The sequence below is a fragment of the Bordetella sp. genome (genome assembly GCF_051960075.1).
In the GTDB taxonomy this organism is placed as follows: Bacteria; Pseudomonadota; Gammaproteobacteria; order Burkholderiales; family Burkholderiaceae_B; genus Bordetella.
Genome location: NZ_JBQCER010000071.1, coordinates 1 through 20752 on the forward strand (window position 1 = coordinate 1; position 20752 = coordinate 20752).

Here is a 20752-nt window from a genome sequence, read left to right on the forward strand (position 1 = left end):
GCCAGCTGGCCGGCCAGACTGCTGGCGTCAAGAGAAGCGGCCATGTCAGCGCGGCGCGCCGTCCAGCAAGGTAGGGGGATTGCTCCAGCCCGGCGGCATGGTGCCTCGCTGAGGTTGTACTTTGTTGATGTCGTAGACGGGGCGATCGGGATTGATTTCGCCGCGTTCCAGGCGAGCATAGTTCTCGCGCACGTCGGCGGCGTCCAGACGCCGCAGGATGCGGCTGATGAGCGATTGCTCCATCGAGGTGTACAGCGAATCGATCAGGCTGCTCAAGGCCTGGGAGGCGCTGGTGTTGTAAGGCAGCTCGCGATAGGTGGTAAAGGTGGTGTCAGGCAGGATTGCGTTGCCCTTCGAGTCGATCACGCGGAAGGTGAAGCGTATGCCCAGTTCGTATTCCTCGACCTGGCCTTGAGCGTTCAGGCTCGTGTCGTTGATCAGGCGCTGGCTGGACACCTGCTGCAGCACGACCTGGGCTTGCTTGGGCGTATCGACCAGTTGCGTATTGGGCGACGCAGCTCGCAGAGCTCGTCGCAGATTGGCGCCGAAATGGGTGTTGCTCGGCACGCTGACGTATAACGTGTCGAACGGCAAGGGCGTTTCGCCGCGCATCTGGAAGCCGCATGCGGTCAGCAGCGCAAGCAGCGTCAGGCTCGCGGCGGATAGAAACCAGCGGGAACGCGTGCGCAGGCTCAGCCAGGCGTAATTCATGGAGTGGATCCTCAACCGACGACGTTGACCAGCTTGCCGGGCACCACGATGACCCGTTTGGCCGGACGCCCTTCGAGGAAGCGGGCCGTGTCGGGGTGGGCCGCTGCCTGTTGCTCGATGTCTTCCTTGGCAGCCTTGGCCGGCACGCGCAGAGAGCCGCGCAGCTTGCCGTTGACCTGCAGCATAAGCTCGATTTCGTCGGCCACCAGCGCGGCTTCGTCGACGTGCGGCCAGGGCGCATCGAGCAGATCGCCCAGTTCATGGGCGTAGCCCAGGTCGCGCCATAATTGCCAAGTGATGTGCGGCACTACCGGATACAGCACACGCAGCAGGATGCCCAGGGTTTCGGCCAGAGCGGCGTCGGCAGCCGCACCGTCGGGCAACTGGGCCGACTCGATGGCGTTGAGCATTTTCATGCAGGCCGACACCACGGTGTTGTACTGGATGCGTTGATAGTCGTAGTCGGCCTGCTTGAGCAGGCCGTAGATCTCGCGGCGCAGGTTCTTGACCGAGGCGTGAGCCTGGCGCCAGTCGAAGCCGGCGGCCTGGCCTCGGGCCACGGCTTCGCGTTGAGCGTGGGCCAGCGACCACAGGCGGCGCAGGAAGCGATGGGCACCTTCGACGCCGGAGTCGGACCACTCCAGGGTCTGCTCGGGCGGGCTGGCGAACATGACGAACAGGCGCGCCGTGTCGGCGCCCTGAGTATCGATCAGAGATTGTGGATCGACGCCGTTGTTCTTGGACTTGGACATGGTGCCCACGCCGCCGTAGTCCACCGGCGAGCCGTCGGATTTGAGCTTGGCGCCCAGGATGACACCCTTGGCGTCGTAGATGTTCTCGACTTCTTCGGGCCAGAAGTACTCGATGCCGCCCTTGGCGTTGCGGCGCGAGTAGATGTGATTGAGCACCATGCCCTGGCATAGCAGCTTGGTGAAAGGCTCGTCGAAGTTGAGCATGCCCATGTCGCGCATGACTTTGGTCCAGAAGCGCGCGTACAGCAGATGCAGCACCGCATGCTCGATGCCGCCAATGTACTGGTCCATCGGCATCCAGTAGTCGTTGCGGGCATCGACCATGGCGCCGTCGTTGCCGGGCGAGGTGTAGCGCATGAAATACCAGGCCGAGTCCACGAAGGTGTCCATGGTATCGGTCTCGCGGCGCGCGGGCTTGCCGCAAGCGGGGCATGCGCACGACAGGAAGGCTTCGTTCTTGGCCAGAGGATTGCCGCTGCCGTCGGGGATGAGGTCTTCGGGCAGGACCACGGGCAGGTCTTTTTCGGGTACCGGCACCGGCCCGCAATCGGCGCAGTGGATGATGGGAATGGGCGTGCCCCAGTAGCGCTGGCGCGAGATACCCCAGTCGCGCAGGCGCCAGGTGGTCTGCTTTTCGCCCAGGCCCTTGGCAGAGAGATCGGCGGCAACCGAATCGACGGCTTGCTTGTGCGTGAGGCCGTCGTACTTGCCCGAGTTGATGGTCTTGCAGACCTGCTTGTCGCCGTACCACTCTTGCCAGGCAGCGTCGGAGTAGGTCTTGCCTTCGGCGCCGACGACCTGCTTGATGGGCAGTTTATATTTGCGTGCGAAAGCGAAATCTCGCTCGTCGTGCGCCGGCACGCCCATGACGGCGCCGTCGCCGTAGCTCATGAGCACGTAGTTGCCGACCCATACCGGAATTTGCTCGCCGGTGATGGGGTGGGTGACCGACAGGCCGATGGGCATGCCGGCTTTTTCCCGGGTGGCGAGCTCGGCTTCGGTGGTGCCGCCCTGCTTGCATTCTTCGATGAAGGCGGCGATCTTGGCGTCGGACCGCGCAGCATGCGCAGCCAGCGGATGCTCGGGTGCGACGGCGCAGAAGGTCACGCCCATGATGGTATCGGCGCGGGTGGTGAAGACGTAGAGCTTGCCGTCCTGGATGAGCTTGCCGTCCGCGCCCTGTATCTGGTGCGGGAAGGCGAAGCGCAGGCCTTCGGATTTGCCGATCCAGTTTTCCTGCATGATGCGCACGCGCTCGGGCCAGCCGGGCAAGCCGGTTTGCACTTCGCGCAGCAGCTCGTCGGCATAGTCGGTGATGCGCAGGTAGTAGCCCGGTATCTCGCGTTTTTCGACCAAGGCGCCCGAGCGCCAGCCGCGGCCGTCGATGACCTGTTCGTTGGCGAGTACGGTCTGGTCGACCGGATCCCAGTTGACGGTCTGAGTCTTGCGGTAGGCGATGCCTTTCTCGAGCATCTTGAGGAACAGCCACTGGTTCCACTTGTAGTACTTGGGATCGCAAGCGCACATCTCGCGCGACCAGTCGATCGCCAGGCCCATCGCCAGCATCTGCTTCTTCATGTAGGCGATGTTGTCGTAGGTCCATTTGGCCGGCGGTACCTTGGACTTGATGGCGGCGTTCTCGGCGGGCATGCCGAAGGCGTCCCAGCCCATGGGCATGAGGACGTTGTAGCCGCGCATGCGCAGCTGGCGCGTCATCATGTCGTTGATGGTGTAGTTGCGCACGTGGCCCATGTGCAGTTTGCCGCTGGGGTAGGGCAGCATGGAGCAGGCGTAGAACTTGGGCTTCTCGGAGCCGTCGGGGTTCTTCGCGTGCTCGGCGACCTGGTAGGCGTTGCGTGCCTGCCAGTCTTGTTGGGCGATGGCTTCGACGGCGGTGGGCTGGTAGCGTTCCTGCATGGAATCCGGACGGTGTCTGTATTTGGGCTAAACCATGGATTATAGAGGGGGTTGAGAGGGGGGGCCGTGCTAGCCTACCCAGGAGTGGACGCTATCGAGGTGCGCACAAAAAACCCGCCACAAGGGCGGGTTTTCGGTACTGCGGGAACGGTGCGCGAATTACTGCGCGGCGTCCTTCATCTTCTTCAGCGGGCGGATCTTGACCTTGACCGAAGCGGGCTTGGCCGGGAACCAGCGTTCTTCGCCGGTGAAGGGATCTTTGCCGAAGCGCTTGGCCTTGGCGGGCACCTTTTGCACGACAGCCTTGAACAGGCCGGGCAGCGTGAAGGAGCCGGCGCCCTTCTTGTCGACCGAGCCCAGCACGGCGGACTCGAGGCTGGCCAGAACGGCCTTGACCGCCTTGGCTTCGACGCCTGCGAGTTCGACCAGATGAGCGACCAGTTGCGACTTGTTCAGCGCGGTCTTGATGGGGCCGGCGGCCTTTTTGGCTGCGGGAGCAGCTTTCTTGGCGACGGGAGCAGCCTTCTTGGCTACGGGCTTTGCAGCTTTTTTGACAGTCTTAGCGACTTTTTTGGCGGGGGCTTTTTTGGTTGCCATGATCCAATCCATGAAAGAGGTGAGGATGAGACTGCGCAGCGCTTGCAAGGAACCACTTGTTAATGGGCCTTTGCCAGCACAGGCTGCCTAGCGCCCGATCATAGCGGAACTCGCGGTGAAAACGTGCATTTGCGCGCTGCGGGCGCGTATTTATTGTTGTTTTCCGCGCAGTGCGCGTACGGCTTTATCGGGCGGTTGCAGCTGAGAGCCGTCCAGATAGCCGGTGGGCTGGGCGACGATGCGGCCGTTTTGCTCGGCGGTAACGGCCAGGCAGACGCCCAGCGTGGATTGGTGATCGATGGGTCTAAAGCGCACGAGGCCATAGGGGGTGCCGAGCTTGAGGCCAGCGAAGGCCGCGGCCACGGCGTGCGGATCGGCGTCGGCCGCTTTGCGCAGACCGTCGGCGATGGCATGCAGGGCCATGTAGCCCAGCGCAGAGGCCGAGCCAGGTGCGGCGCCGTAACGGGCCTGATAGCGCTGCTCGAAGCGCTGCATGTAGCCTGCGTCGCCGGTCGGCATGCAGGGGTAGCCGCTGACCAGCCAGCCTGCTTGGGCGTCGCTTCCGAGGGTTTGCAGCGTCTCGGGTTCGCCGGCCATCGGCGCTACCACGGCCATGCTGGCCAGCAGCCCTTGCGCCTTGCCTTCGTGCGCAAAGCGAGCGAGATCCGACCCGGAGAGCAGAACCAGGAGAGCGTCGGGTTTGTCCTGCAGCAACTGACGCACGGTTTTGCTCGCGTCGAATTTGCCGGGTTCGATCATCTGGGTCGAGACGATGTTCGTATGGGACTGGAAATGGGTGATCATGTCGCTGAAAGTCGCGACGGTCGTGCGTCCGTAGGCGTCGTCGACATAGACGACGCCCCAGTGCCGCTTGCGCAGGCCGAATGCCTTGGGCACGAGTGCAGCCATTTGCATCCATCCGGACGGGGCCAACTGGTAGGTGTAGGCATTGCCCTGCTGCCACGTGAGCCGGCTGGTCATGGGAAAGGTCGAGAGATAGAAGTTCTGAGTGCGCTGGGCGTAGTCGGACAACGCCAGGCCGACCTCCGAGCTCAGGCCGCCGAAGAACAGTGCGACATGATTCTCATCGGCGAGCTTTTGCGCGGCTGCCACGGCGCCGTCGGCGGTACCCCCGTCGTCACGCGAGAGGACTTGCAGTTTGCGGCCCAGCACGCCGCCTTGCCGGTTGATTTCATCGAGCGCCATCTGCCAGCCTTTACGATAGGGATCGAGCAGATCGGGATGTCGCGTGTAGCTGTTGATGTCGCCGATAAGCAGCGCGGGCGCCGCTGGTTTGGCCACGGGCGCAGGCCGCGAATGAGCAGTCTTGTGCGGCGCGACCGGTCTGTCGGCAGCCCAGGCGGGCAGTGCGCAGAGCCCGGCCAGAATGCAGGCGGCGAGATGCGGGAACAATCTGTGGATTCCGGGCGTGCGTGGCATGGGATCGGATCGCGGATGTGAAAAGGCCCTGCATGGGCAGGGCCTAACGATACTACTTGCGCGAATGCCGCCCGCATGACGCTGCGCGGGTGCGAACCACGGCCGAATTACTTCAGCTTGGTTTCCTTGTATTCGACGTGCTTGCGCGCGACGGGATCGTACTTCTTGAACAGCATTTTGTCGGGCGTATTGCGCTTGTTCTTGGTGGTGGTGTAGAAGTGGCCCGTGCCCGCGGTGGACTCGAGCTTGATCTTTTCACGGTTGCCTTTGGCGGCCATGTCGTGCTCCTGGAATATGTGGGGTTAGCTGGCGAGGTCGGAAGCGCCGGGCTTCAGACTGCCTCGCCGCGGGCGCGCAGGTCGGCCAGCACGGCGTCGATGCCGTTCTTGTCGATCGTGCGGATGGCCTTGGTCGTCACGCGCAGGCGAACCCAGCGGTTTTCGCTTTCGACCCAGAACCGGCGCGATTGCAGGTTGGGAAGAAAACGACGCTTGGTCTTGTTGTTAGCGTGCGAAACATTGTTGCCCACCATCGGGCCCTTGCCGGTAACTTGGCAAACGCGTGCCATGATGCACCTCTCGGTTGTTGTCGTTCCGAGTATTGGGGCAGGGCGATTGGGAGGCGGGAGGCTCGCAGGCCGAAGATGCTCGGCAAGTGTTGGATATGCCGGTGTTTCGGGCCGTTCGGGTGGGGCCCGAAAATGGCATTGCGTGCTTATACCCCGCCGATTCGACCAAGCCCCTAATTCGGAAAGCCAGGTAATTCGGATTACGCGCCCGCAAAGCATAGCGGCTCGCGCAACAGGAAATTGCTGCAAAAGAGCGATTCTAATACGAAAAAACGCGGCCAGTCAAATGCCTGCCAGGCAACCTGTCCTATAGTTCGTCAGGCGCGGCGCAGAGATGGCAGCGGTATTCGCAGGTTTTCACGCCGTGGCGACCAGCAGGACGAGAGGAGATCATGAGTCAGGCGATTGTGAAGGTCGAATACGACCGACCGCAGGGTGTCGTATGCGGTGTGGGACAGGCATGGGCGCGCGTACCCGAGGCGCCGTCGATGGCAGAGCGCGCTTCCCTTAAGGAGCGCATCCGTGCGCTGCTCGAACGCGAGAATGCGGTGCTTGTCGCGCATTACTACGTGGACGCGGAACTGCAGCAGCTGGCCGACGAAACCGGCGGCTGTGTGGCCGATTCGCTCGAAATGGCGCGCTTCGGTCGCGATCATGCGGCGCGCACGCTCGTGGTGGCGGGCGTGCGCTTTATGGGCGAAACCGCAAAAATCCTGAGTCCGGACAAGCGCATCCTGATGCCCGACCTGGAGGCCACCTGCTCGTTGGACCTCGGTTGTCCGGCCGACGAGTTCTCGGCGTTTTGCGATGAACATCCTGACCGCACCGTCGTCGTCTACGCCAACACGAGCGCGGCCGTGAAAGCGCGCGCAGACTGGATGGTCACGTCGGCGATCGGACTGGAGATCGTTGCAACCCTGCATGCAAGAGGCGAGAAAATTCTCTGGGGACCGGATCGGCATCTGGGTAGTTACATTCAGAAAAAAACCGGCGCGGACATGCTTCTGTGGCAAGGATCATGCCTTGTGCACGACGAGTTCAAGGGTATTGAACTCGATCTGCTTCGCGCCGAGCATCCCGACGCCAAGATACTCGTGCATCCGGAATCGCCGGAGAGCGTCGTCGCGCTCGCCGACGTGGTCGGTTCGACGACGCAACTGATCGAGGCGGCGGTCAGGCTCGAGGCGCAACGTTTCATCGTCGCGACCGACCTGGGCATCCTGCACAAGATGCGCCTTGCCGCGCCTGGCAAGATCTTCATCGAAGCGCCGACGGCGGGCAATAGCGCGACCTGCAAGAGTTGCGCGCATTGTCCCTGGATGGCCATGAACGGTCTCGCGAACCTTGCCGAGGTTCTCGAACGCGGTCATAACGAGATTCACGTGGACGCTTCCATCGGCGAACGCGCCCGCCTGCCTATCGAGCGCATGCTGGCGTTCGCGTCCGAGCGCAAGCGCCGTGTGCAGGCGAGCGGCGATCTTGCGCGGGACGGCGCCTTGTTTTCGCAAGTGGGGGCGGCGTGATGGGCACGATCGGATTGCCGACGGCGGATGCCGTCTCGCCCTTGCTCGACGAGGTGCGTGCACACTACGGCGCTGCCTTCGACGCCGCGGTCGTGCGCAATGTGACCGATGCGATCGAGGAGGATGTCGGTTCCGGCGATCAGACGGGCCGTCTCGTGCCTGCAGATGAGGTGCGCGACGCGCGCATTATCGTGCGGGAGGATGCCCTGCTGTGCGGCGTGCTCTGGTTCGACGCGGTGATGCTGCGCATCGATCCGCGCATCGAGGTGCGCTGGAATTATCGCGAAGGTGATCGGATGGCTACCGATGCGGTGGTGTGCCTGCTGCGGGGGCCGGCCCGCGCGCTGTTGACCGCCGAGCGCAATGCCATGAATTTTCTGCAGTTGCTGTCTGGCGTGGCGAGCGTGACGCGACGCTATGTCGACCTGATCGCGCATACTTCCACTCGTGTCCTGGACACACGCAAGACTTTGCCCGGCCTGCGTCTCGCGCAGAAATACGCGGTGCGCGTGGGCGGTGGCGCGAACCAGCGCCTCGCGCTTTACGATGGGATTTTGATAAAAGAAAACCATATTGCCGCGGCTGGCGGCGTGGGGCCGGCTATGGATGCCGCGCTTGCGCTCGACGCCGGCGTGCCGATTCAGATCGAGGTCGAGACGCTTGCCCAGCTCGATACGGCGCTCGCGCATGGTGCGAAATCGATTCTGCTCGACAACTTCTCGTTCGACATGATGCGTGACGCCGTCAGGCGCACCGAAGGACGTGCGGTGCTTGAAGTTTCGGGCGGGGTGAGCCTGGAGACAGTGCGCACGATTGCGGAAACCGGCGTGGATCGGGTGTCCGTCGGCGCCCTGACCAAGGACGTGCGTGCGACGGACTACTCCATGCGGATTGTCTAGCGTTTTTCGGGCGCCGAAGGCCCCTGATCGCGCTCACGCCCTGGCGCGAGCACCGTCGGCAGGGCTTTGGGCAGAACATCCGGCCAGTCGCGGCTGTAGTGCAGACCACGGCTTTCACGGCGCATACGCGCACCTTCCACGATGAGTGAGGCGATCTCCACGAGATTGCGCAGCTCCAGCAGGTCGCGAGTGACGCGGAAGTTCGCGTAATACTCGAGGATTTCCTCGCGCAGAAGCGCGAGGCGATGCTGGGCGCGCTCAAGGCGTTTGTCGGTGCGCACGATGCCGACATAGTTCCACATCATGCGGCGCAGTTCGTCCCAGTTGTGCGCAACCACGACCTCCTCGTCGGAGTCGGATACGCGGCTTTCGTCCCATTGCGGCAACGGCGCCTGCGCGTGCCTGCCTGGGGGCGTTTCCTTGATCGCTTCGGCAGTCGAGCGGCCAATGACGAGACATTCCAATAGCGAATTGCTCGCAAGGCGGTTGGCGCCGTGCAGGCCCGTGCAGGCGGCTTCTCCGACCGCGTAGAGCCCTGCGAGATCGGCGCGGCCGGCAAGATCGGTGACGACGCCGCCGCAGGTGTAGTGCGCAGCCGGCACGACAGGAATGGGCGCTTTGGTGATGTCGATGCCAAATTCGCGGCAACGCGCAAGAATGGTCGGGAAGTGCTCTTCGATGAACCTCGGCGGCTGGTGGCTGATGTCGAGGTGAACACAGTCGATGCCATGCTTCTTGATCTCGAAGTCGATCGCGCGGGCGACGACATCACGCGGCGCGAGTTCGGCGCGCGCATCGTGCGACGGCATGAACCGCGTGCCGTCCGGCAGGCGCAGAATGCCGCCCTCGCCGCGCACGGCTTCCGAAATCAGGAACGACTTGGCATGCGGATGAAAAAGACAGGTGGGATGAAACTGGATGAACTCCATGTTCGCCACGCGGCAGCCCGCGCGCCAGGCCATGGCGATGCCATCGCCGGTGGCGGTGTCGGGGTTCGTCGTGTAGAGGTACACCTTGCCCGCGCCGCCCGTGGCGAGCACCGTATGCGGTGCCTGGATCGTCACCGTGCGGTCGTTCTTTAGGTCGAGCGCGTAGAGGCCGTGGCAGCGCCGTCCGGGCAGGCCGAGCGAGTCGGAGGTGACGAGGTCGATCGCATGATGGTCTTCGAGGATCGTGATGTTCGGGTGAGACCGAGCACGTTCCGTCAGTGTCTGGATGACCGCATGCCCGGTGGCATCCGCGGCGTGGATGATGCGACGATGGCTGTGGCCGCCCTCGCGCGTGAGATGAAAGCCGAGCTCGGCAGCGGCGTCTTTCGTGAACGGCACGCCTTGGGCGATCAGCCATTCGATGGCCTGTCGGCCATGTTCGACGATATAGCGCGTTGCTGTCTCGTCGCACAGGCCGCCGCCCGCCGCCAGCGTGTCGCCGACGTGGTTTTCCACGCTGTCGGCCGAGTCGAGCACGGCAGCGATCCCGCCTTGGGCGCGGTCGCTTGCGCCTTCGTCCATCGCCCGCTTGGCGATCAAAACGACGCGGTGCGTGTCGGCGAGATTGAGCGCGACGCTCAGCCCCGCCAGACCGCTGCCGACGATAGCTGCATCGAAATTCATGGTCCGGCTTCTCCGCTTTTCTCAGGCCGTTGCCGCTCGTCCGGCCGTGCCGCTGCGCGCCACGCGGCCGAAGAACCAGCCGAGACAGGCGCAGCCGGCCATGATGGTGGTCAGGGGCAGGGCGCTGTCGACCTGCCAGAGACTGATGGCGGCGCTGGCCAGGGCTGCGCAGGAATATTGCAGCGTACCCAGGACGGCGGAGGCCGCGCCCAGGCGGCGGCCCTGCTCCGATAGGGCCAGAGCCGCCGAATTGGGATTCACGAAGCCGTTGCTGAACATATAGACCTGAATGTAGGCCATGGCCAGCCACAAGGAGATGACACCGGACAAGGCCATGGCCAGGCCTGCCAAGGCGGCCAGAGCGAGACCGGTCAGGGCGCGGCGCTGCAGCACCAGCGAGGAATGGCGGCGCAGCAGGAATGCGCTTAGCTGCGCGCCGACGATCAGGACTGCGGCATTGCTGCCGAAGAACAGGCCATAGTGCTGCACGGCGACGCCGTAGACCTGGATGAACAGGTGCGGCGACCCGGCGATGTAGGCGAACATGCCGGCCTGGCACAGCCCGCCGGCGAGCGAGTGCGCCATGAAGCCGCGGTGCCTGAGCAGGGCGCGGTAGTTGCCCAGGACGACGCGCCAGTTCAAGGACACGACGTTTTCGGGCGCCAGCGATTCGCGCATGACGAGGACTACGGCCAGGAGCAGCGCCATCCCCAGGGCAGCCATGGTCCAGAACAGGCTGCGCCAGCCGAAGTCCACGAGCTGGCCGCCGGCCAGCGGCGCGAGAATTGGCGCCAGGCCCATGACCAGCATCATCATCGACAGGGCGCGTGCGGCGCCTTGGGTCGAGTAGTGATCGCGCACCACGGCGCGCGGCACCACCATGCCGGCCGCCGCGCCCAGCGCCTGCAGCACTCGGCAGACGAGCAGGATTTGAACGTCGCCGGCCAGAGCGCAGCCGACGGAAGACGCGGTGTAGAGCGCCAGCCCGCCTATCAGCGGCCGCTTGCGGCCATAGCGATCGGCCAGCGAGCCGTAGATCATCTGGGACAGCGCCAGGCCGACGAGGTAAATGGCCAGCGTGCGCTCGATTTCGCCCAGCGTCGTGTGCAGCCCCTCGGCCATGGCCGGAAAGGCGGGGAGGTACATGTCGGTGGAAAATGGGCCGATCGCGGTCAGCGCGCCCATCAGGATCAACCAGCCGGGCAGCCTACGAGGCAGGGATTCGGACGACGACATCGAAAAATGCGGGAGAGGCGCGGTCTGCGCCGAGGAAGGGGCCGGACACGGCAAGCGCCGCAAGGCGCAGCCGACTTGCGGGCCGAACTGAACAATGTATCACGCCCCAGATGCATGCGGTTGCAATCAAATTCCGATAAAGTCGCCGAGTTCGATCATCAGGGGAGTAAGTTCGTGAACCCGTTGTTGTCCGCAGTGGATCGGAAACTGAAGGCCGTGACGCAGGCGCCGGTCCAGTTGGTGATGCCCGATGGCACTGTTCTGGGATCGCCCGATCCGCGAGTGAAGTTCACCGTGCGCGACAAGAAATCACTGATTCATCTGGCCGAAGGTTCGGTCGGCGTGCTGGGTCAGGATTACGTCGAAGGCCTGATCGATATCGAAGGTTCCATGCGCGATCTCATGGCGGCCGCGGCGCAGATGCTGCCCGACTCGCCCATCGAGGCGGCGCGCACGGGCAGGCTGACCGAGCTCGTGCGCAAGCTGATTTCCATCTGGCGCCATTCTGTCGAGCGCGACGCCAAACAGATCGAGTACCACTACGATCTTTCCGAGGCTTTCTACGCCCTTTGGCAGGATCCGCGCCGGGTCTATTCCTGCGCCTACTACCGTGAGCCGGGCATGAACCTGGCACAGGCCCAGGAAGCCAAGATCGATCACATCTGCCGCAAGCTGCGCCTGGCGCCGGGCGAGCGCTTTCTAGATATCGGCGCGGGCTGGGGCGGGCTGCTGCTGTGGGCCGCCGAGAACTATGGCGTCGACGCCACCGGCATCACGCTGTCGCGCAACCAGCACGCGCACGTTACCCGTCTGATCGAGGAAAAAGGGCTGAAGGGCCGGGTGCGCATGGAGCTGATGGATTACCGCAAACTCGACGAATCGCGGCCTTACGACAAGATTTCCTCGGTGGGCATGTTCGAGCATGTCGGCCGCGCCCTGCTGCCCGAATACTTCGCCAAGCTGCGCCGTCTGCTCAAGCCCAGCGGCCTCATCTTGAATCACGGCAATACTGCCGGGGGCGTCTACAACGCCGAACTGGGCAGCGGCATGGGCGAGTTCATCGATAAATACATATTTCCGGGCGGCGAGCTGACGCATGTGAGCAATGTGCTGGAGACCGTGGCGCTGGGCGGCCTGGAGACGGTCGATATGGAAAACCTGCGCCCGCATTATGCCCGTACGCTATGGGCCTGGAGCGACGGCCTGGAGGCGCAGCTCGATCGCGCCGCCGAGATACTCACTCACGACAGGGGCGAGCAGGGTATGAAGTCGCTGCGCGCCTACCGCCTGTATCTGGCCGGCTGCGCCATGGGCTTCGAGCACGGCTGGATCTCGCTGCACCAATTCCTGCTGGCGCCGCTGGCCACCGGGCGCTCCGACGAGCTCGACAATCCGGCCTATCTCGGCTACCCGTGGCGTCGCGACTACATTTACGACGGTCGGCAGAAGGCCTGATTTCTTCCGATTCACGGCAACTCAGGCGCATCAACGGCTGGCCGCTGGCTACAATTCGCCAATGTCCAGCCGACACACACCCACAGAACAAGATCAGCCCACCTTGTCCGAGGCGGACGGCGTGCGCTATTTGCACTTCAACACCGAATGGGTGCAGGGGGCGATGCGCATCGCGGACCCGGCCGCCCTGGTGCTGGAGTACACCGCCCAGATGATGGCCTGGCTGCTGTTTCTGGCTCCGCCTCGCGAGGCGCCCATCGGCATATTGGGCCTGGGCGCCGGATCATTGGCGCGCTTTTGCCTGAAGCACACGCGCAGCGATCTCGAGATCGTCGAATGGAACCCCAGCGTCACCGCGGTATGCCAGGCTTTCTTTCGCTTGCCGCCTTCTTCGCGAATGGACATCCATCACCTGGACGCCGAGCTGTGGGTGTCGAATCCGCTGAACGCGGGCAGATGCCCGGTGCTCATGGTGGACCTGTACGACGCGCAGGCGCGAGGGCCTGTGCGCGATTCGGCGGCTTTTTACGGCGCCTGCCGGCGGGTGCTGGGCGAAGCGGGGGTGCTGGTCGTCAACCTGTTCGGCCGGCATGAGAGCTTCAGCCGCAACATCGACAACCTGTCTGCCGCGTTCGACGACCGCGTGATCATGTTGCCCGAGATCGACGCGGGCAACATGATCGTTCTGGCGTTCAGCGGTCCGCCCCTGGCCGTGACGCCGACCCAATTGCTCGATCGCGCCGAGCAGGTGGAGGCCGAGTTCGGCCTGCCGGCAAGGCGCTGGGCGCGAGCCTTGCTCGGCCACGCCGTGCAAGGCGTGCTGCATCTCTAATAATCTGCAAGGAGACATTCATGTCCAACCTGTATGCCGTGCTCGAGAGCGGCTTTCCCGTCGATCGCAAGGGCGTAGCCATCGAGACGCCCGATCATTGCTACTCCTGGGACGATGTGGACCGCGCCAGCGCGTGCCTGGCCAACCTGCTGGCCTCGCTGGACCTGCCTTCTGGCGCGCGCGTGGCCGTGCAGGTGGAAAAATCCCCCGAGGCGCTGCTGCTGTACCTGGCCACCCTGCGCTGCGGGCTGGTCTATCTGCCCCTGAATACTGCCTACCGAGAATCCGAGATCGAGTATTTCCTCGGCAATGCCGAACCGGACGTCGTCGTGTGCGCTCCGGACAACGAGCCCTGGGTCGAGCGCATCGCCCGCACCGCGGGCGTGCGGCATATCTACACGCTGGGCGACAGACGCACGGGTACGCTGCTGCAGGCCGCGGCGAGCCAGAGCCAGACTTTCCGCACCGTTGCACGCAAGCCGGACGACCTGGCGGTGATTCTCTATACCTCGGGTACGACCGGGCGCAGCAAGGGCGCCATGCTCACGCACGGCAATATGGCGTCGAATGCGCTGACTCTGCGCGAATACTGGGGCTGGCGCAGCAGCGACGTGCTGTTGCACATGCTGCCCATCTTCCACATTCATGGCCTGTTCGTCGCGTCGCACGGCGCCTTGCTGGCGGGGGCGCGCATGATCTGGCTGCCCAAGCTGGACGTGAACCAGGCCTTGCACTATCTGCCGCGCAGCACGGTGATGATGGGTGTGCCGACCTACTACGTGCGGCTGTTGGCCGACGAGCGATTCGGCCGCGGCGTGTGTCGAAACATGCGCCTGTTCATCTCGGGCTCCGCGCCGCTGCTGATGGAAACGTTCAACGCGTTCCGCGAACGCAGCGGACACACCATACTCGAGCGCTACGGCATGAGCGAGACGGTGATGCTGACGTCCAACCCCTATCACGCCGGCGACGGCGAGCGGCTGGGCGGCACGGTGGGCAAGCCTCTGCCGGGCGTGGATCTGCGTGTGGTCGACGATGGCGGGCGGGCGTTGCCTCCCGGGGAAATCGGCCATATTCAGGTGCGCGGTCCCAATGTATTTTCGGGCTATTGGCGCATGCCGGAGAAGACGCGCGAAGAATTCACCTCCGACGGCTGGTTCAAGACCGGCGACGTAGGGCGCTACGGCGGCGTGTCGGGCGGGCGTCAGGTGCCCGACGGCTATGTGTCCATCGTGGGGCGCAGCAAAGACCTGATCATTTCGGGCGGCTATAACGTCTACCCGAAAGAGATCGAGGGTTTCATCGACGACATGCCGGGCGTGGCCGAGTCGGCCGTGATCGGCGTGCCGCACCCCGATTTCGGCGAGGCGGTGGTGGCTGTGGTGGTGCCCAAGCCCGATGCCAGTCTGGACACGCAGGTCATGCTGGGGAGCCTGAAAGAGACCATCGCCAATTTCAAGGTGCCCAAACGCATCCACATCGTCGCGGAACTGCCGCGCAACACCATGGGCAAAGTGCAGAAGAACGTTCTGCGCGAGACCTACAAAGCGTCGTGACGGGTACATGAACCGCACGTCTCGCCCTTCGAGCATCTGGCGTCCGCGGCTGGCGGCGCTGGCGCTGGTCTGCGCGGCGATGCCGACGGCTCGGGCTCAGGCGCCGCATCGGCCGCCGACACGGCCGGCCCCGGCGCAGCCTGCGACAAAAACGCCGGCCCCGGCTCCAGTCCTCGCACCGATCGATGCGGTGGCGTTGCCCGACCAGGCGCCACTGGACAAACAGATCGAGACGATTCGCAAGATATTGCCGCAGGCCAAGCGCGTGGGCTTGATCTACGATCCGGGCGAACCTGCTTCGGTCGCGGCGATCAAGCAACTGCTGGATCTGTTGTCCAAGTCGGGCATGAATCCGGTGGAAGTCACCACGCCGCACGAATGGGACGTGGGTCCGGCAGTACGCAATCTGATCGGCCGGGTAGATTTGGTCTATACGATCTTCGACGACAAGGTCGCGGCCCAGTATCAGGTTGTGGTCCAGACTTGCGACCAGGCGCGCATTCCTCTGTTCACCGCCGACCCCGCCCAGGTCAGGCTGGGGGCCATGGCCTCGCTGGGACTGCCTGGCGCACTGAAGCAGGCGGGGCCTGCCGCAGGGCGGACGGCACCTCACCGGCCGGTCAGACCCGAGCGTACAGTAGCCGGCGCCTGGCTTTATCTCAATCTGGATGCCGCCGCGCGACAGGGGGTCGCGGTGCCGGAAGATGTGCTCAAGTCGGCGGTGCCGGTCAACCCGGCGCGTGCGGCGAATACCGATCAAACGAAGAATGGTCTGCTCAAGGCAGACGGAGTCAAGCCATGATAGAACTGGGCGTCAATATCGATCACGTCGCTACGCTGCGGCAGCAGCGCCACACGATTTATCCCGATCCCGTCGAAGCGGCGGTACGCGCCGAAGATGCCGGGGCCGATCTGATCACCCTGCATCTGCGCGAGGACAGGCGTCATATCCAGGACGCCGATGTACGCGCGATGCGCGGCCGGCTGCGCACGCGCATGAACCTGGAGTGCGCCGTTACCAGAGAGATGCTGGATATTGCCTGCGAAGTCGGGCCGGACGACGTCTGCCTGGTGCCGGAAAAGCGCACCGAGCTGACGACCGAAGGCGGCCTGGATGTTGTCGGCGGGCAGGCCGCCGTTGCGGCAGCCGTCGCGCAGCTGCAGGCTGCAGGCATACGCGTCTCGCTATTTATCGACCCGGAACCCTTGCAGATCGATGCGGCGGCGCAGGCCGGCGCCACGGTCATCGAGCTGCATACCGGCGCCTATGCCGAAGCGCATGCGCCCGAAGCGGCACGGGCCGAACTGGAACGCGTACGCGCGGCGGTTGTCCACGGGCTGCGGCTGGGGCTGCGCGTAAACGCAGGGCACGGCCTGCACTACGGCAATGTGACGCCGGTGGCGGCGTTGCCCGGTATTTCCGAGCTGAATATCGGCCACGCCATCGTGGCGCAGGCGGTGTTCGACGGCTGGGAAAAGGCCGTGCGCGACATGAAGGCGCTGATGGTTCAGGCGCAGCTGCAGAGCCTGCGTGGCGGCGCGTGACGCGGCCTCGGCCTCGCGTATGATCCCCGATATGCCCGCGACACCTTTTTCCCCTTCCGCCGCGCCCGGCTGCATCGCCGGCATCGGCATGGACCTGATACGCGTGGACCGCATACAACGCGCTCTGGCGCGGCGCGGCGAGCGTTTCGCGCAGAAGATCCTGGGCGCGGAGGAATTGCAGAAATTCCATGCTCGCCGGCAACGCTCCGAGGCGCGCGGCGTGCTGTTTCTTGCCACGCGGTTTGCCGCCAAAGAGGCTTTTTCCAAGGCCATCGGCCTGGGTATGCACATGCCCATGTTCTGGAACCGCGTACAGGTGCTCAACGCGCCGGGCGGCCGTCCGGTGCTGGTGCTGGGCCCCGAGCTGCGGGACTGGTACAGCGAGCGTTTCGGCGCGGCGCATGTGTCCTTGACCGACGAAACCGATATGGCCGCCGCGTATGTGGTGGTCGAGCGCAAACCCTGACGGGATTCGCGCACGAGACTAGGGAGGCCTGTATGGGTCGCAAAGACATGAGGCGCAAATCGATGCCGCCCGGACCGGTCGTGGTCGATGTGGCGGGACCCCGACTCACCAAGGACGAGAAGCGACGTCTGCGCCATCCCCTGGTGGGCGGCGTGATCCTGTTCGCCCGCAATTTCGAGAGCCGCGAACAGCTTTGCACCCTGACGCGCAAGATTCACGAGGCGCGCGACGAACCGCTATTGATCGCCGTAGACCATGAGGGCGGGCGGGTGCAGCGTTTTCGCGAAGACGGCTTCACGGTGCTACCGCCCATGCAGGCGCTGGGACGCGCTTGGGACGCCGATCCGCTTGCGGCCATGCGCATGGCCTGCGAGACGGGCTATGTGCTGGCGGCCGAATTGCGCGCCTGCGGCGTGGACATGAGCTTTGCACCGGTGCTCGACCTGGATTACGGCGTGAGCAAGGTAATCGGCACACGTGCATTTCATCGCGATCCGCGTGTGGTGGCGATGCTGGCCCGCGCCCTGATCCAAGGTCTGGCCCAGGTCGGCATGGCAGCGTGCGGCAAGCACTTTCCGGGCCACGGTTTCGTCGGGGGCGACTCGCATCACGAGATTCCGATCGACAACCGTACCCTGGCGCGCGTGCTCAAGGACGACGCGGCGCCCTATGTCTGGCTGGGAGATGCCGTGCTGCCGGCGGTGATGCCGGCGCACGTGATCTACCCCAAGGTGGATGCGCAGCCGGCGGGATTCTCGCGCCGCTGGGTACAGGAAATTCTGCGCGAGCAGATGGGTTATGACGGCGTGGTGTTCTCCGACGACCTGACCATGGAAGGCGCCACGGTGGCCGGCGACATCACGGCGCGCGCGCGCGCCGCGCTGGGTGCGGGCTGCGATATGGTGCTGGTGTGCAATCGCCCCGACCTGGCCGACGAATTGCTCGCGCGCCTGGACGACGGCCAGCCTTATGGGCATCCGGCCGCTGCGGTGGCGCGCATACGCCGGCTGATGCCGCGTCTGCCGGCGACATCATGGAATGACTTGCAGGACGAAGACCGCTATCAGCGCGCGCGACGCATGCTGGCGCCGCTCTCCTAATCTTCGCGGTTGCACCATTCATGTCCGACGCTTTCGATCTCAAGCAGTTTCTGGCCGATCTTCCGCATTTGCCGGGCGTATACCGGCATTTGGACCAGACCGGCGAGGTCATGTACGTGGGCAAGGCGCGCGACCTGAAAAAGCGCGTCTCGTCTTACTTTCAGAAGACGCTGTCCAGTCCGCGCATTGCGCAAATGGTGGCCAAGGTGGCGCGCGTCGAGGTGACGGTGACGCGCTCGGAAGCCGAAGCGCTGATCCTGGAAAACAACCTGATCAAGCGCCTGCATCCGCGCTACAACATTCTTTTTCGCGACGACAAGTCCTATCCCTATCTGCAGGTGACGGCGCACGATTGGCCGCGCATCGCTTATTACCGCGGCTCCACTAGCCGCAAGGGGCAGTATTTCGGCCCTTATCCCAATTCGTGGGCGGTGCGCGAGACTATCCAGATACTGCAAAAAGTCTTTCGTCTTCGGACCTGCGAAGACACCGTGTTCGCCAACCGATCGCGGCCGTGCCTGCTGCATCAGATCGGACGCTGTTCGGCGCCGTGCGTGCAGGCGCTGAGTCGAGAGGAATACGCGGCCGACGTGCAGCGCGCCGTGCGCTTTCTCAACGGCGAGGCGCAGGACGTGATGGGCGAGATCGAGGCGCGCATGCAGCAGGCTTCGAACGAGCTGCGCTTCGAGGAAGCGGCCGCTCTGCGCGACCAGATGGGGTCGCTGGCCCGCGTGTTGCACCAGCAGACCATGGAAAACACCGACAGCGCCGAAGACACCGACGTCGTCGCGGTAGCCAGCGCGGGCGGCAAGGTCTGCGTCAACCTGGCCATGGTGCGCGGCGGCCGGCATCTGGGCGACAAGCCGTTTTTTCCGGTTCATGCCGAGGGTGAGCCATCCGAGGATGTGCTGGCGGCTTTCGTGGCCCAGCACTATGTGGACGGCCTGATGCCGCCGGTGCTGGTGACGACGCACGCACTGCCCGACGGGGATCTGCTGGGCTTGCTGGCCGAGCAGTCGGGCGCGAAGGCGCCGCGCCTGTTGACGCGGCCGCAGGGCATACGGCGTGCCTGGCTGGAGCAGGCGCAAAAGAATGCCGAGCTGGCCCTGGCGCGGGCCTTGAGCGAATCGGGCGCGAAGGCTGCCCGCACCGTAGCGCTGGCCGAAGCGCTGGATCTGGATGCCGACGAGGCCATGCTGGACGCTCTGCGCATCGAGTGCTTCGACATCAGCCACACGGCCGGCGAGGCGACCCAGGCATCGTGCGTAGTGTTCCAGCATCACGACATGCAGCCCTCGCTGTACAGGCGCTACAACATCGTCGGCATTACGCCGGGCGACGACTATGCCGCCATGCGGCAAGTGCTGATGCGCCGCTTCGCCAAGGTCGCCGACGGCGAGGCGCAAATGCCGGGCCTGGTGCTGATCGACGGCGGCAAGGGGCAGGTCGAGGTGGCGCGGCAAGTCTTCGTCGAGCTGGGGCTGGACATCCAGTCGCTGGTCGGCGTGGCCAAGGGCGAGGGCCGCAAGGTGGGCCTGGAGACCCTGGTGTTCGCGGACGACCGCGAGCCCGTGGCCCTGGGCAAGGAGTCGGCCGCGCTGATGCTGATCGCCCAGGTCCGCGACGAGGCGCATCGCTTCGCCATCACTGGCATGCGCGCCAAACGCGCCAAGACCCGCAACGTGTCGCGCCTGGAGGAGATCGAGGGCGTGGGCGCGCGCCGTCGCCAGCGGCTGCTGGCGCGCTTCGGCGGCCTGTCGGGCGTGGCGGCCGCCAGTATCGCCGACCTGGCCTCCGTGGACGGCATTTCGGGCGATCTGGCCGAACGCATCTACAGCGCTCTGCACGGCTGACATCGCGCGCGACGATGCCGCAGGATGATTCGGGGTCAGGCTGATGTAGCATTACGCCCACTATGCCGCTAAACGTACCGATCATTCTGACCTGGCTGCGCATTGCCATGATCCCGCTCATCGTGGGGTTGTTCTATCTGCCCAGCAAATGGCTGGCCGTGCCCATGCGCGATGCGCTGGCCGCGTGCGCCTTCATCATCGCCGCGTTGACGGATTGGTTCGACGGCTGGCTGGCCCGCCGCTGGAATCAAACCTCGGCGTTCGGCGCCTTTCTCGATCCGGTGGCCGACAAGCTCATGGTGTGCGCGGCGCTTCTCGTGCTGCTGGGCATCAATCGGGTGGACGTCTTCATCGCGCTCATCATCATCGGTCGCGAGCTCACGATTTCGGCGTTGCGGGAATGGATGGCCACGCTGGGGGCGCGCGCCAGCGTGGCGGTGCACCGGTTGGGCAAGTTCAAGGCCGCCGCGCAGATGATTGCGATTCCCTGCCTGCTGTACGACCGCAGCTTGTACGGCATAGACCTGGGCCGAGTGGGCGGCTGGCTCATCATCATCGCCGCCGTGCTGACGGTATGGTCGATGCTGTATTACATGCAACGCGCCTGGCCGGTAATACGGGAAAAATCGGGGCAATAAACGAGATGAAAAAAGCGGGCCTGGGCCCGCTTCGTTTTCGGGCGTGCCCGA

The 20752-nt window shown here is 64.5% G+C and carries 19 protein-coding genes; 11 read left to right on the forward strand and 8 right to left on the reverse strand.

The window, feature by feature from the left end; all coding sequences use genetic code 11:
* Positions 1-45: 45 nt before the first annotated feature.
* From ACTHJ1_RS11765 to rpmB, 6 genes are all read right to left on the reverse strand, one after another.
* On the reverse strand, positions 46-711 hold the full coding sequence (locus tag ACTHJ1_RS11765; protein WP_440192442.1) for an LPS-assembly lipoprotein LptE: 666 nt from the start codon (positions 709-711) through the stop codon (positions 46-48).
* Positions 712-722: 11 nt separating this feature from the next.
* On the reverse strand, positions 723-3380 hold the full coding sequence (gene leuS / locus ACTHJ1_RS11770; RefSeq protein WP_440192445.1) for a leucine--tRNA ligase: 2658 nt from the start codon (positions 3378-3380) through the stop codon (positions 723-725).
* 159 nt (positions 3381-3539) lie between these two features.
* On the reverse strand, positions 3540-3977 hold the full coding sequence (locus tag ACTHJ1_RS11775; protein ID WP_440192448.1) for an HU family DNA-binding protein: 438 nt from the start codon (positions 3975-3977) through the stop codon (positions 3540-3542).
* A gap of 150 nt (positions 3978-4127) precedes the next feature.
* The gene (locus ACTHJ1_RS11780) at positions 4128-5417 is read right to left on the reverse strand and encodes an ABC transporter substrate-binding protein (protein ID WP_440192451.1); all 1290 of its coding nucleotides are present in this window, start codon (positions 5415-5417) and stop codon (positions 4128-4130) included.
* A 107-nt stretch (positions 5418-5524) separates the two neighbouring features.
* Positions 5525-5695: a 50S ribosomal protein L33 gene (gene rpmG / locus ACTHJ1_RS11785; RefSeq protein WP_019938497.1), complete on the reverse strand. Its 171-nt coding sequence runs from the start codon at positions 5693-5695 to the stop codon at positions 5525-5527.
* Between the two features lie 53 nt (positions 5696-5748).
* Positions 5749-5985 carry a 50S ribosomal protein L28 gene (rpmB, locus tag ACTHJ1_RS11790; RefSeq protein ID WP_026349988.1) on the reverse strand — a complete coding sequence of 79 codons (237 nt, stop codon included), beginning with the start codon at positions 5983-5985 and terminating at the stop codon, positions 5749-5751.
* Positions 5986-6377: 392 nt separating this feature from the next.
* On the opposite strand from rpmB, the gene nadA reads away from it, so the two are divergent.
* Positions 6378-7508 (forward strand): quinolinate synthase NadA, encoded by a 1131-nt coding sequence (gene nadA / locus ACTHJ1_RS11795; protein ID WP_440192456.1) that lies wholly within the window; start codon positions 6378-6380, stop codon positions 7506-7508.
* Positions 7508-8407: a carboxylating nicotinate-nucleotide diphosphorylase gene (gene nadC, locus ACTHJ1_RS11800; RefSeq protein WP_440192459.1), complete on the forward strand. Its 900-nt coding sequence runs from the start codon at positions 7508-7510 to the stop codon at positions 8405-8407. Before nadA ends, nadC begins: the two co-directional genes overlap by 1 nt.
* On the opposite strand, the gene nadB is transcribed toward nadC, so the two are convergent.
* Together nadB and ACTHJ1_RS11810 are read right to left on the reverse strand one after the other, a co-directional pair.
* Entirely contained in the window at positions 8404-10020 is a 1617-nt protein-coding gene (gene nadB, locus ACTHJ1_RS11805) for an L-aspartate oxidase (RefSeq protein WP_440192461.1), read from the reverse strand. The genes nadC and nadB overlap by 4 nt on opposite strands.
* Before the next feature lie 21 nt (positions 10021-10041).
* Positions 10042-11256, reverse strand: coding sequence for a multidrug effflux MFS transporter (locus tag ACTHJ1_RS11810; protein ID WP_440192464.1), 1215 nt, complete (start codon positions 11254-11256; stop codon positions 10042-10044).
* Positions 11257-11430: 174 nt separating this feature from the next.
* On the opposite strand from ACTHJ1_RS11810, the gene ACTHJ1_RS11815 reads away from it, so the two are divergent.
* The 9 genes from ACTHJ1_RS11815 (at position 11431) to pgsA (ending at position 20701) form a co-directional block, all read left to right on the forward strand.
* On the forward strand, positions 11431-12711 hold the full coding sequence (locus tag ACTHJ1_RS11815; protein WP_440192467.1) for a class I SAM-dependent methyltransferase: 1281 nt from the start codon (positions 11431-11433) through the stop codon (positions 12709-12711).
* Between the two features lie 61 nt (positions 12712-12772).
* Entirely contained in the window at positions 12773-13543 is a 771-nt protein-coding gene (locus ACTHJ1_RS11820) for a spermidine synthase (protein WP_440192470.1), read from the forward strand.
* A gap of 20 nt (positions 13544-13563) precedes the next feature.
* Positions 13564-15099: a malonate--CoA ligase gene (locus ACTHJ1_RS11825; protein ID WP_440192473.1), complete on the forward strand. Its 1536-nt coding sequence runs from the start codon at positions 13564-13566 to the stop codon at positions 15097-15099.
* Positions 15100-15106: 7 nt separating this feature from the next.
* Positions 15107-15901, forward strand: a complete 795-nt coding sequence (locus ACTHJ1_RS11830) for an ABC transporter substrate-binding protein (protein WP_440192476.1) — start codon at positions 15107-15109, stop codon at positions 15899-15901.
* Positions 15898-16644, forward strand: coding sequence for a pyridoxine 5'-phosphate synthase (locus tag ACTHJ1_RS11835; RefSeq protein ID WP_440192479.1), 747 nt, complete (start codon positions 15898-15900; stop codon positions 16642-16644). Before ACTHJ1_RS11830 ends, ACTHJ1_RS11835 begins: the two co-directional genes overlap by 4 nt.
* A gap of 31 nt (positions 16645-16675) precedes the next feature.
* Positions 16676-17110 (forward strand): holo-ACP synthase, encoded by a 435-nt coding sequence (acpS, locus tag ACTHJ1_RS11840; RefSeq protein WP_440192482.1) that lies wholly within the window; start codon positions 16676-16678, stop codon positions 17108-17110.
* A gap of 32 nt (positions 17111-17142) precedes the next feature.
* Positions 17143-18210 (forward strand): beta-N-acetylhexosaminidase, encoded by a 1068-nt coding sequence (gene nagZ, locus ACTHJ1_RS11845; RefSeq protein WP_440192485.1) that lies wholly within the window; start codon positions 17143-17145, stop codon positions 18208-18210.
* Positions 18211-18230: 20 nt separating this feature from the next.
* Positions 18231-20063 carry an excinuclease ABC subunit UvrC gene (gene uvrC / locus ACTHJ1_RS11850; RefSeq protein WP_440192488.1) on the forward strand — a complete coding sequence of 611 codons (1833 nt, stop codon included), beginning with the start codon at positions 18231-18233 and terminating at the stop codon, positions 20061-20063.
* A gap of 62 nt (positions 20064-20125) precedes the next feature.
* Positions 20126-20701 (forward strand): CDP-diacylglycerol--glycerol-3-phosphate 3-phosphatidyltransferase, encoded by a 576-nt coding sequence (gene pgsA / locus ACTHJ1_RS11855; protein ID WP_440192491.1) that lies wholly within the window; start codon positions 20126-20128, stop codon positions 20699-20701.
* Positions 20702-20752: the final 51 nt, after the last annotated feature.